Source organism: Methylomonas lenta (assembly GCF_001644015.1).
In the GTDB taxonomy this organism is placed as follows: domain Bacteria; phylum Pseudomonadota; class Gammaproteobacteria; order Methylococcales; family Methylomonadaceae; genus Methylomonas; species Methylomonas lenta.
Map to the genome: position 1 here is coordinate 1 of NZ_LUUI01000149.1, position 12,440 is coordinate 12,440.

The window sequence follows — 12,440 nt, forward strand, 5'->3', positions numbered from 1 at the left end:
CCTCGTTTCTCACGGCTGCTGGAAATTCTCTCACCCTTTGCAATATGCCGGGAAAAATAGGCTTTGATTAATCCCCAGCGAGTGGAAAAGTCAGAATCACCCTCTGGCAATGTCAAAATGCAATGTAAATGTTCAGGCAGTATCACGATCGCATCAATTGCATAAGGGTGCATGGCTTTTACATGGGCAAAGGCCATCCTCAATAGGTCAATCCGATCAATCAGTAGTCGATTGCCATGACGTTCGGCCAGATTCACAGTAAAAAACCAAGTGGCCCCGGGATGTTGAAAACGGCGATACTCAGTCATATTTTGTGTTTATGCAGTTGAGTTTCTCGAACGATGCGGTTCGTACCTCACCGCATCCTACCGGGCTGTTACAAAAATATTTTCGCCTTACGCTTTTTAAATTCTTCGCGTGAAATTTGGCCTGTGTCTTGAAGAGCTTTGAACGCGGTAAGCCGCAATCCGTAGGGCGTCAATAGGCGATAGCCGTATTGCGCCGCAAGTTAGCTTTCAATCATTCGACGCATTACGCTTTCGCTAGTGCGCCCTATGTGGACCGGGCTACCATCCTAATTACGCAGCATAGCCTAACAGATCGCCATTTCGTGAAACAATACCAGTCAGCCAAAATTCATCACACCCGAAAAAGCTGCCCGCGATAAAATCCCCCCTTCGCTCGGCCTTTTGCCGCAGCCACTAAACTTAAGCTCATTTTTTTACCACCATGCTCAATTTTAAAAATATCGCCATTCGTCGCGGCAGTCGGGTCCTGTTTAGCGGTGCTTCGTTCACGATTCATAAAGGTCAGAAGATTGGTTTGACCGGTGCCAATGGGGTGGGCAAGTCCAGCTTTTTTGCGCTATTGCGGGATGAACTGCATGCCGATGAAGGCGAGTTTTCCATGCCGCCTAATCTGGAAGTGGCGCATGTGGCGCAGGAAACCCCGGCGCTGGAATGCTCTGCAATTGATTATGTGCTGGATGGCGACCGTGAATTAAGAGCTTTGCAACAACGATTGCAAGCCGCCGAACTGGCGCACGATGGTTTGAAACTGGCCGAACTGCATGGCGCATTGGAGCATGTGGGCGGCTATACCGCGCAGGCTCGAGCTTCGCGGTTATTGAATGGTTTGGGCTTTACCACGGCTCAGGAAAGTCTGCCGGTGAGCACATTTTCCGGCGGCTGGCGCATGCGTTTGAATCTGGCGCAAGCGCTGATGTGCCGTTCCGATGTGTTATTACTGGATGAGCCTACCAACCACTTGGATTTGGACGCCGTAATGTATTTGCAGGACTGGCTGTGCAAATACCCCGGCACCTTGCTATTGATTTCGCATGACCGCGATTTTCTGGATGCCATCACCGATCACATCGTACATATCGAACAAAGCCAAGCCGAGATTTACACTGGTAATTATTCCGATTTTGAACGCATGCGGGCGGAAAAACTGGCCCAGCAACAAACTGCTTTTGATAAGCAACAGCGGGAAATTGCCCATATCCAAAGCTTTGTCGATCGTTTCAAGGCGCAGGCTACCAAAGCCAGACAAGCACAAAGCCGTATCAAGGCGCTGGAACGGATGGAGCTTATTGCTCAGGCGCATGTCGATTCGCCGTTTGGTTTTAGCTTTCCACCACCGAAAAAAATGCCCAATCCTTTGCTAAAAATCGAAGAAGCCGACATTGGCTACGGTAGCAAGGTGGTGGCGCACAATGTCTCGTTATCGATTTCGCCCGGCGATCGTATTGGTTTGCTGGGTCCTAACGGCGCCGGCAAATCCAGCCTGATTAAAGTATTGTCCGGCCAGATGCCGGCCCTCAGCGGCAAATTGCTAACCGCGCAGGATTTGCATATCGGCTATTTTGCCCAGCATCAATTAGAGCAATTGCGACTGGATGAATCGCCGTTATGGCATTTGCAACAACTGGATAAACAAGCGCTGGAAAGAGATTTGCGTAATTTCCTGGGTGGTTTTGATTTCCGTGGCGACAAAGTCCACGACCCGATAGCCCCGTTTTCCGGTGGTGAAAAAGCCCGGTTAGTGCTGGCATTGCTGGTTTATCAAAATCCTAATTTATTACTACTGGACGAGCCGACCAATCATCTTGATTTGGAAATGCGGCATGCCTTGAATGTAGCCTTGCAGGAATTTCAAGGCGCTATCGTGGTGGTTTCGCATGACAGGCATTTGCTGCGTTCGGTGACCGATCAGTTATTGTTGGTGGCGGATGGCAAAGTGCAGCCGTTTGATGGTGATCTGGATGATTACAAACAATGGCTGGCGGATCAAAAAAGAGCTACGGATGAACCGGAAGCCACCTCTACCGCCGCTACCAATGTATCGCGCAAAGATCAGCGCAAGCAGGACGCTGAACGGCGTCAACGTTTAAAGCCTTTACTGGACGCGGTAAAAAAAGCCGAAGCAGACGTCGAGAAGTATCATCAGCAACAACAGGATTTGGAACAGCAATTAGCCGACCCGGCTATCTATAATGAAGAAAATAAGGAACAATTGAAAAAGTTATTGAGTCATAAAGCGCAGGTCGACAATGCGCTGGAACAAGCCGAACTCGACTGGATGACTGCCGAGGAAAATCTTTCGCAAGCGGAGTAACTATGTACGAACTGATCCTACTATTTTTTCAAATCGCCATCTTTAAAAAGGGTCCGCAGGATGTACCGGCCTCACCCATGGTATTGCGTTTGTTGTTGCCGGCTTATGTAGCCATCAATTTTCTGATTTTGTTTATAAATGGTGCTTTATCCACAGCTTTGTTGCAAATTCTGGTGGATTTTGCCTTGATCGTGCTGTTCTGCTGGCCTTTATTGTACGCTTCCGGCAAGCGTGCTCGCTTTCCGCAAACATTGGCAGCGATGGTGGGCACTGATATCGTGATCAGTTTTTGTGCTTTGCCGGCTATTGCCACCTTAAATTCCAACGCTAACGATCTGGCTTATTTTTCCATGCTGGCACTGGTGTTGTGGCATTGGCTAGTCAGCGGGCATATTATTAAAAACGCCTTGGATAGGTCATTGTTTTTCGGATTAGGATTGGCGCTTTTGTATATTATGCTGTCTTCCCAGGTGATGGCTGCGCTATTTCCTGAAATTGTCAGCAATCCGCAATGAGGTTGATATGAATCACTATAAACACATTTTATTAGCCGTCGACTTTTCCGAGCATGGCAAACAGGCTTCCAGTAAAGCCCTGGAAATGGCATCGCGAAATCAGGCGCAATTGAGTCTGGTACATGTGGTGGAAAACCTGCCCATCACCGACGCCGCTTACGGCCCTATTCCATTTGATGTCGATTTAACGCAGGAATGGTTAGAAGCATCGAAACAACGTCTGGAAAAAATTGGCGCCGAATTAAATGTGCCTAAAGAACGCCAATGGCTGGAAATGGGCAGTGCTAAATTAGAAATCGTCCGCATCGCCGAGGACAATAATGTCGACTTAATTATGGTCGGCTCACATGGTCGTCACGGCCTGGCGTTGTTACTGGGCTCGACAGCTAATGGCGTGTTACACCATGCCAAGTGTGATGTGCTGGCGGTGCGCCTAAAAGATGATTGAACTGATACTGGGTGGCGCTCGTTCCGGCAAAAGCCGTTATGCTGAACAACTAGCCACAAAATCCGGCTTGCCGGTTATTTATCTGGCTACCGCTGAAGCCCGTGATACAGAAATGCAAGCCCGCATCGCGCATCATCAACACAGAAGACCCGCAGACTGGCAAACCCTGGAAGAACCGATTCAGTTGGCTGCCGTGATACAGCAACAGGCTGATGCAGATGTTTGTTTGCTGATCGATTGCCTGACCTTATGGTTAAGCAATGTGTTGTTCGACAAACAAGGCAACTTGCAGTACAGCGTTTTTGAAACCGAGAAGTCGGCGTTATTGGCTGCATTAAGCAACTGCAAGGGTCGAGTGATCATGGTGAGCAACGAAGTAGGCCTGGGTGTGGTTGCAGCCGATGCCATGACGCGACGCTTTGTTGATGAAGCCGGCTTTTTGCATCAGGATCTAGCCAGAATTTGTCATAGCGTGGTGTTGGTCAGCGCCGGCTTACCTCAAAAACTTAAATAAATGCACTCACTTTTTGCCCCCATTTCCGCGCCTAACAGCGAATTTCATCAGCGGGCGCTGGATAGACAATTGCAACTCACCAAACCTCCCGGCTCACTGGGCATGTTGGAAAGTCTTGCCATTAAACTGGCCGCCATGCAAGGTCGCGATCAACCACAGCTGAATAACATTCATATCAGTATTTTTGCCGCTGATCACGGCATAGCTGCCGAAGGCGTATCGGCGTTTCCGCAAGCAGTCACAGCAGAAATGGTTAAAAACTTCGCCGCCGGCGGTGCAGCGGTGAATGTTTTGGCAAGACATCTGAAGGCTGAATTTGAAGTGATCGATGTGGGTTTGTTAGCTGCGGTTGATTTGCCGAATGTCATTGCCCATCGCGCCGGCTGCGGCACCGAAAATTTTAAAACCAAACCGGCTATGAGCTTGCCACAATTAGATATTGCGCTGGCTGCCGGACAATCTGCGGTACATCGAGCAGTGGCGGTCAAAGCCGAGTTATTCATCGGCGGAGAGATGGGTATTGCCAATACCAGTAGCGCCAGCGCTATGGCCGCCGCGTTGTTGGCCATAGCCCCCAGTGAACTCACGGGTGCCGGCACTGGCTTGAATAATCAGCAAATCGATCATAAAGCGGCGGTCATAGCGCAAGCACTACAAAAGCATCAAAAATATTTAGATACGCCGTTGGCGATATTGCAGTATCTGGGCGGTTTCGAAATCGCCGCCCTCACGGCAGCCTATATCAGTGCGGCGCAACAAGGTTTGCCGGTAGTGGTGGATGGATTTATTAGCAGTGTGGCGGCATTAATCGCATTTAAAATTAATCCGGATTGCGCGGCTTGGTTTTTTTATGGTCACCGTTCCGAAGAAAAAGGTCATAAAATAGTCCTGCAGGCTTTGGCCGCCGAGCCGATTTTAAATTTACAGATGCGCCTGGGTGAAGCCAGTGGCGCGTTGATGGCAGTACCCATATTGCAAATGGCTTGCCGCCTGCATAATGAAATGGCCACTTTTACACAAGCACACATAACAATAGGATAAAAAACATGCTTGGACATATAGAAAGTTACGATGAGCGCTGCCAAACCGGCGTGGTTAAACGAGAAGGCAAGTTTTATGAATTTCATCTCGATCAGTGGAGTTCACAGGAACCACCGAAAGCCGGTGATGATGTCGATTTTGATTATGAACACGACGAGGTGACTGACATCGGTCCAGTAGGCGCATATCTTATCGACAGCCAACCGGTAAAAAGCCGGATCGTGGCAGCTTTGCTGGGCGTCGTATTTGGCGCTATAGGCTTACATCGCATGTATCTGGGATTTTGGGGGATTGCCATCGCACAAATCCTGGTGACTTATTTAACCGGGGGCTTCGGCGTGGTATGGGGCTTTGTTGATGGTGTTTTGATTTTCACTGGACATGTTTATAAAGACAGCAAAGGCAGGCTGTTAAAATAATCATTTAGGCGAAAGACTAATTTTTAGCTAGGCTTGTATGAAGTCTTTCGCCTTAGTAACACAACAGGGTATATTGTCATTCCGAATATAGCGTATAGCAAAGATTTAAGATTTCTCGGCAACTGTTTGGCCTTCGTATAAAGTGGGGCAGGCTCTCCGTACCGTGGTCTTTTTGGTCGAAATGACAGAACAAACCAGTATTTTTTAAATTCTCTGAAGATTTACCAGCTCCTAAACAAACTCAGACATTCCATTCATGGACTCCTTACTGATTGCATTACAATTTTTGACGCGTATTCCAGTCAAAAACTCATTGACCACAGATGATGCCGCACTGGGTCGATCGGTATTGTATTACCCGTTAGTAGGCTTTTTGATTGGGGTATTGCTAAGTTTTATAGCTTTAGTCATGTCGGCTAGTTCGGATATGGTGGCGACGGCGGTTGTGTTAAGCGCCTGGGTATTCTTAACCGGCGGCCTTCATCTGGACGGACTGGCCGATTGTGCCGATGCCTGGGTGGGTGGCATGGGCAGTCAGCAACGCAGCTTAGAAATCATGAAAGATCCTGCTGCAGGGCCGATAGCAGTGCTGGTATTGCTACTTACATTACTTTTGAAATTTGCCGCAATACTGGTTTTGATACAGCAAAATAATCTGACGATTTTAATGCTAACCCCCTTATTAGGTCGCACAGCAATTTTAATCCTAATGTTATCTACACCGTATGTCAGTTCGCAAGGTTTGGCGGAAAAAATCGTGCAAAACCTGCCATTTAACGACGCCCGCCTGGTAATAGTAATCTCGCTTGCTTTTGCAGGTTTAGTCATGGGCTGGGCCAATGTGCTATTGGCTTGCGGGGTATTATTGTGGATTCGTTACGCGGCGCTAAGCCGTTTGGGTGGCGTTACCGGCGATGTGTATGGTGCCGCTGTGGAGCTGATGGAAACTGCCGGATTACTGGCAGTAGTCTTGTTGTGAGTCAACACCGTTTTAACGAACAAGAACGCATTGGAGTTTATCGCGCGATTGCCGAACGTCGCGATATGCGGCATTTTTTGCCTGATCCGATCGAACCCGAGTTATTGGCACGTTTGTTACTAGCGGCGCATCAAGCTGGCAGCGTTGGCTTGATGCAGCCCTGGCGTTTTATTCGCATTACCGATAAGCAATTGCGCACACGCATTCACGACTTGGTCGAACAGGAACGGCGGCTGACGGCTATCGCCTTAAAGCAGCGGCAAGATGAATTCATGCAATTAAAAGTAGAAGGCATTCTGGACTGCGGCGAGTTGTTAGTCGTTGCTTTGCCGGACAGACGCGAACAACACATTTTTGGTCGCCGCACACTGCCGGAAATGGATCTGGCATCGGCGGCCTGTGCCATTCAAAATATATGGCTGGCCGCACGTGCAGAAGGCTTGGGGATGGGCTGGGTATCTTTGTTTGACCCCAACAGCTTGGCTGAATTGTTAGCCATGCCTGAGGGCAGTAAACCCATTGCCATTTTATGTCTGGGCCATGTCGCTGAGTTTTACCCCAAACCCATGCTGGAAATGGAAAACTGGATCAGTCCGCAACCTTTGTCAGCCATGGTTTCTGAAAATAGCTGGGGCAATGACGCCTAAAGCCTTAATGGTGCAAGGCACCACCTCCGACGCAGGCAAAAGTACTTTGGTGACCGCATTGTGTCGGCATTATCATCGGCAAGGTGTCAGTGTCGCCCCCTTCAAGCCACAAAACATGGCCCTGAATAGCGCAGTAACGCTTGATGGCGGTGAAATCGGTCGTGCCCAAGCCGTGCAAGCGGCCGCTTGTGGTTTGCCCGCACACAGTGACATGAATCCGGTTTTGTTAAAACCCAATACCGATACCACTGCACAGGTCATTATTCACGGTCAGGTGTTACAAAATCAGTCGGCGGTGCAATATCACGATTATAAAAAAGTCGCCAAACAAGCGGTACTTGAGTCCTGGCAGCGTTTGACTGCTCGCTATCAAACCGTGATTGTCGAAGGTGCTGGCAGCCCGGCTGAAATCAATTTGCGCGCGGGTGATATCGCCAATATGGGTTTTGCTGAAGCAGTGGATTGCCCGGTGATATTAATTGCCGATATCGACAGAGGTGGTGTGTTTGCCCATATCGTCGGCACTTTGGCTTTGCTTTCCGCCTCCGAACAACAACGTGTGATTGGTTTTGTCATCAACCGATTTCGCGGCGACATAGCGCTGTTACAACCGGGCCTGGATTGGCTGGAATCTGAAACAGGCAAACCCGTATTAGCGGTACTACCTTATCTGCACGATTTGTATTTGGAGGCGGAAGACGCCCTCTGCAGTCGACACGCCGTTAGTAGTAGCAAAACAGCATTTACTATTGTGGTCCCGCATTTACCCAGTTTCAGTAATCACACCGATTTCGACCCCTTGCAATTGCATCCCGGTGTACAGGTGGTATTTGCCAAAAGCCCGGAACATATCGATGGCGCAGATTTGGTTATTTTGCCCGGCAGCAAGTCGGTGCGTAGCGATTTAGCACGCCTCAAGCAGCAAGGCTGGGAAAGCTTTATTCATCGACATTTGCGTTATGGCGGCAAACTATTAGGCATTTGCGGCGGCTTTCAAATGTTGGGTTCCGCGATACACGATCCACATGGGCTGGAAGGCGAGCCCGGCAGCGCTGAAGGTCTGAATTTACTAACATTTGAAACCACACTGCAAACCCACAAACGTTTAAGACAAATGAGCGGATTTTTTGCCCATCAATCGGTGCCGGTGGCTGGCTATGAAATTCACATGGGTATCAGTCAAGGACCGGCCTTGAACCGACCGCTATTTAATTTGGCCAGCGAGGACGACGGCGCAATATCGTTGGATAATCAGGTGGCTGGCAGCTATCTGCACGGCTTGTTTGATGTGCCGGCTGCTTGTGATGCTTTATTGAATTGGGCCGGCTATCAGCAGCAGCATGCGGTGGATTTTAATGCGTTACGAGAATCCGGTATTGATCGAATTACTGACAGTTGGGCAGAGCATTGTGATTTTGCCAAGCTGGATCAGGCCTTAAGGCAGTTTTATCGCCAAAGTGATGAGCGCACTGCTTTGAGTACAGCTTTGAATGACTTTTCTTCATAAGCTCTATGACTAAAATCAGTCTTGCCCAACTTGTTTAGATTCAGCCAAACGTTTATTTTCCGATTTTGCATCATAGTCCGAGTTTAAGATGCCTTGGCTGATTAAATCTTGGTATATCCGATAACAATTGCGTCCGGCATGTTTGGCCTGATACATGGCTTGGTCGGCATGTCGCAATAAAATATCGGTGTCTACATTATCCTGCGGATAAAGCGTTAGTCCACTACTGGCACTGATCCAGATCGGGTGATCACTCAAGTTGAATGGTTCAGCCAAAGTTTGATGGATACGCCTTAAGGTCTCATCGCATTGGGGTTGCGATTGTAGGTCTTGCAACAGTAAAGCAAACTCATCGCCGCCCAGTCGACAGATGGTGTCACATTCACGTAGATTAAGTTTGATGCGCGTTGCAACTTGAACCAGCAACTCATCACCCACGTCATGACCAAAATTATCATTGACCGGTTTGAACCCATCCAAATCCAGGTAGCAAATCGCTAAAGAATTACCGGTACGTTTGCTATGGGCAATGGCCTGAGAAAAACGATCGGCAAACAGCACCCGATTGGGTAGACCGGTAAGCGGATCATAATGGGCCAAATATTCCAGTTTTTGCTGATGCATTTTACTTTCAGTAATATCGGAAAATAAACCGATATAGTTGGAGCACTGATTTTTTTCATCTCGCACTGCAGAGATGGTTAACAGTTGGGCATTTACTTCACCGCTTTTATGCCGATTCCAGATTTCCCCCTGCCAATGGCCTTTCAATGTCAAAGTTTCCCATAGTTTGATGTAATAATCAGCATCTTGTCGGTCCGATTTAAGAAACTTGGGGTTTTGGCCAATGATCTCGTCATGACTATAGCCGGTAAGTTGGGTAAATGCTGCATTGACATCCAGAATTCGTGCCTTGGCATCAGTGATCATGATGCCCTCATGCGCATCAGAAAAAACCCTGGCGGACAACTTGAGCTTTTCTTCGGCTTGTTTGCGTTCACTAATATCCTGAACCACACCCAGCATACGCACCGACTTGCCTTTTTCATTGCGCTCTACCTGACCGATAGAGCGCATCCAACATTGTCTTCCGCTAACATTGATGCGATATTCAACGTCAAATTTATCGCCCTGTTTGATGTGTTTCCTTAGCGCATCGATAACCATGGGCCGGTCTTCTTTGCAGACAGATGCCAAAAAGTGAGCCCATTTAGGGTTTTCAGTTTTCGGAAAACCAAAACCGTTATTAACAATTTCTGACCAGGTCCGACGGTTATTCACCAAATCAAACTCCCAAGTCACAATATCTGCATAATTTTGACTCACCCGCAGTTTCTCTTCGCTGGCTTTGAGTGCCAATTCGTGTTGTTTACGTTGACTGATATCCTGTAATAACAAAACAAACTGGTTGGGGCCTGCCTGATAACTGTCTGCTTCCAACCATCGGTTTACGGCTTGACAGTAGATCTCATAACTTAGCGGTTGTTTGCTGTGTTCGATTTCAGCGAAGTGTTTGATGGTGCCTTGCAAGCCAGGGAGAGGAATGCGTGAAGATCGCTTGCCCACACAAGTATTCGTATCGATGCCAATTATTTTCTCGAAAGCGGGATTAATCGCCAGGTAACGGGAATCGATGATTTGACCTTTTGCGTTGCGGATAGCTTCGTGCAAGGCAAAGCCCAACGACATATTGCTATACAGCAGGGCTAATTCGGCTTCACTAAGTCGGCGGGCCTTGATTTCCCGACGCAACCTAAACACCCAATAGCCCACTAACAACAAAAGGAGTATTGCCACAGCCACGTACTTAGCCAATGTATCTAAGCTGATGCCAGGATTCACTGTCAGGCCCATCCAGCGATTTATCATACTGTCGCGTTGGGCTTGTGGAATGCTGTCCAGGGTTTTTTGCAAAATAGTCAGTAATTCCGGGTGCTGTTTGGCTACTGCAAAACGGGTATCGCTTTGATATCCGCTTTGCCCGGAGAAGCCCAGATTAGTAAAGCCTTGTTGCTTGATAATGAAACTGGCAGAAGCAGCATCACCGATATATGCATCAACTTTACCTTCTGTAACCAAGCTGAGAGCAGCTTGCACTGAATCCACGGCGATAGTTTTAATTTTAGGATATTCGCGATCTAACAATTCCTGAATAAAATAGCCTTTGACCACAGAAACCGTACGCCCGGCCAACAGACTTAGCGAACCGAGATACCCCAATCGATTATCAGCGATGATTACAGTCGGCGTGCTGACGTAAGGTGGACTGAAATTTAAATACTGCTGTCTATCGGGCGTATTAACAGCTGCAGCAATCATATCCAGCTCGGCGTGCTTGGCCATATCAAGTATCTGATACCAAGGCCTATCTTTGATGATTTCAAATTTAACACCCAGCTTACTTTCGATCAAATACAAATGCTCTGCAACCAAGCCCACATAATGACCACGCTGATCAATCCATTCATAAGGGGCAAAATCGCGATCAATACCCACCCGGATGGTTGGATGTGCAAGCAACCAGTTACGCTCTGCTGTGGTTAGGTTTAACTCTGGTTTAGTGTTGAAGATAAAAGCTGCTAACTTTTCGTCTGAAACCCGCGGCGCCAACTTTAGATCGGCATAGATTTGGGCCACACGCCGAAGACGACTGACTTCGATTTGTCCGATTGGGATGCTGTCCGGCATGACCAGCTTACGGGTTTCCTGTGCTTCAAAGCGCAGTTGTGACAGGCTGCGTTTGCTGTGATATTGATTGATGATGAGTTGTATAATTTCTTCGCTATGATCCAGCGCGTATTGCCAACCTTTAATGGATGCGCGTCGAAAACGCTCAGCCCGACCGGGATGCTGTATTAGCTCGGTTTTACTGGTAAACAGCAGGTCACCATAAAAATCAATTCCATAGTTTTGCGGGTTGATGAGGTTGACTTTGATCTTGCGCTGTTGAAACTCAAACGGCTTGTCAGTCAGATAACCAGACATTACGTCCACTTTGTCGCCGATCAGGTCTTCAATATTGAAAGATTCGGCTACCAGAATATAACGATTTTCATTGAGACCCGCTTCAGTCAGCAGCGCACGAACTGGCGCGTTATTTTCGCCGATCGCATCGTACATGATCAGCTTGCCAGCCATTTCATAAGGGCTGATGATGCCGGATGATTGTTTGCTGAAGAAGACTAAAGCATCGTGCTGAAAAATTGCAGCCAATGCCACCAAGGCATCTCCATTGAGATAATGGGCGATGATGCCAGAATCACCTATGCCGAAGTTGATTTTACCGTCCAGAATTTGTTGGATAAAATCTTGTCCGGGTTGACGTTCTTTGATCTCGACATCCAAGCCTTCTTCGGCATAGTAGCCTTGCGCCTGTGCCGCATAATAACCAGCAAACTGAAACTGATGGAAAAACTTTAATTGTAGACTGACGTGCTGCAGATTTTGGCTATGTTCGCGGCTGGAGGCCTGTAGTGGAAAGCTTAGCAAGAGGGCAACCAGTGCTGCCAAAACAAAGAGAGATTGCTTAATCATCGAAGCCCTTTCGATATCACGTAAAAACGTTCACCATCAAGGGGCATTCTACATGGAATCGTGCTTAATGTTAGTGCGGTATTTTAAGTTTAGGGTTTGGTTTGGAATAACGTCCCGAATTGAAATCCGCATGAAAAATATCGTCGTTCCGGTATAGATTGCCGGCATGACGTGCTTGGATAGCGAGAAGTTATTTGTGACCAAACCCTTAGTGGGT

The 12,440-nt window shown here is 47.9% G+C and carries 11 protein-coding genes; 9 read left to right on the top strand and 2 right to left on the bottom strand.

Features of this window, described 5'->3' with window-relative positions; all coding sequences use genetic code 11:
* Positions 1 to 308, bottom strand: a 308-nt coding sequence (locus A1359_RS18010; protein ID WP_198159399.1) for an REP-associated tyrosine transposase, incomplete at its 3' end; no start/stop codon positions are given.
* Between the two features lie 421 nt (positions 309 to 729).
* Here A1359_RS18010 and A1359_RS18015 point away from each other — a divergent pair.
* From A1359_RS18015 to A1359_RS18055, 9 genes are all read left to right on the top strand, one after another.
* Positions 730 to 2,619, top strand: coding sequence for an ATP-binding cassette domain-containing protein (locus A1359_RS18015; RefSeq protein WP_066986521.1), 1,890 nt, complete (start codon positions 730 to 732; stop codon positions 2,617 to 2,619).
* A gap of 2 nt (positions 2,620 to 2,621) precedes the next feature.
* Entirely contained in the window at positions 2,622 to 3,134 is a 513-nt protein-coding gene (locus A1359_RS18020; RefSeq protein WP_066986524.1) for a hypothetical protein, read from the top strand.
* A gap of 7 nt (positions 3,135 to 3,141) precedes the next feature.
* Positions 3,142 to 3,582: a universal stress protein gene (locus tag A1359_RS18025; RefSeq protein ID WP_066986528.1), complete on the top strand. Its 441-nt coding sequence runs from the start codon at positions 3,142 to 3,144 to the stop codon at positions 3,580 to 3,582.
* Positions 3,575 to 4,096 (top strand): bifunctional adenosylcobinamide kinase/adenosylcobinamide-phosphate guanylyltransferase, encoded by a 522-nt coding sequence (gene cobU, locus A1359_RS18030; protein WP_066986532.1) that lies wholly within the window; start codon positions 3,575 to 3,577, stop codon positions 4,094 to 4,096. The genes A1359_RS18025 and cobU overlap by 8 nt, the downstream gene beginning before the upstream one ends.
* Positions 4,097 to 5,137: a nicotinate-nucleotide--dimethylbenzimidazole phosphoribosyltransferase gene (gene cobT, locus A1359_RS18035; RefSeq protein ID WP_066986535.1), complete on the top strand. Its 1,041-nt coding sequence runs from the start codon at positions 4,097 to 4,099 to the stop codon at positions 5,135 to 5,137.
* 5 nt (positions 5,138 to 5,142) lie between these two features.
* Positions 5,143 to 5,556 carry a TM2 domain-containing protein gene (locus A1359_RS18040; RefSeq protein WP_066986538.1) on the top strand — a complete coding sequence of 138 codons (414 nt, stop codon included), beginning with the start codon at positions 5,143 to 5,145 and terminating at the stop codon, positions 5,554 to 5,556.
* A 256-nt stretch (positions 5,557 to 5,812) separates the two neighbouring features.
* Positions 5,813 to 6,535, top strand: coding sequence for an adenosylcobinamide-GDP ribazoletransferase (locus A1359_RS18045; protein ID WP_066986541.1), 723 nt, complete (start codon positions 5,813 to 5,815; stop codon positions 6,533 to 6,535).
* Positions 6,532 to 7,182 (top strand): 5,6-dimethylbenzimidazole synthase, encoded by a 651-nt coding sequence (gene bluB, locus A1359_RS18050; protein WP_066986544.1) that lies wholly within the window; start codon positions 6,532 to 6,534, stop codon positions 7,180 to 7,182. Before A1359_RS18045 ends, bluB begins: the two co-directional genes overlap by 4 nt.
* A complete protein-coding gene (locus tag A1359_RS18055; RefSeq protein ID WP_066986547.1) occupies positions 7,172 to 8,689 on the top strand; it encodes a cobyric acid synthase in 1,518 nt (505 codons plus the stop codon). The genes bluB and A1359_RS18055 overlap by 11 nt, the downstream gene beginning before the upstream one ends.
* 15 nt (positions 8,690 to 8,704) lie before the next feature.
* Here the strand turns inward: A1359_RS18055 and A1359_RS18060 are convergent, their stop codons facing one another.
* Positions 8,705 to 12,223 (bottom strand): diguanylate cyclase domain-containing protein, encoded by a 3,519-nt coding sequence (locus tag A1359_RS18060; protein ID WP_083960715.1) that lies wholly within the window; start codon positions 12,221 to 12,223, stop codon positions 8,705 to 8,707.
* Between the last annotated feature and the right edge of the window lie 217 nt (positions 12,224 to 12,440).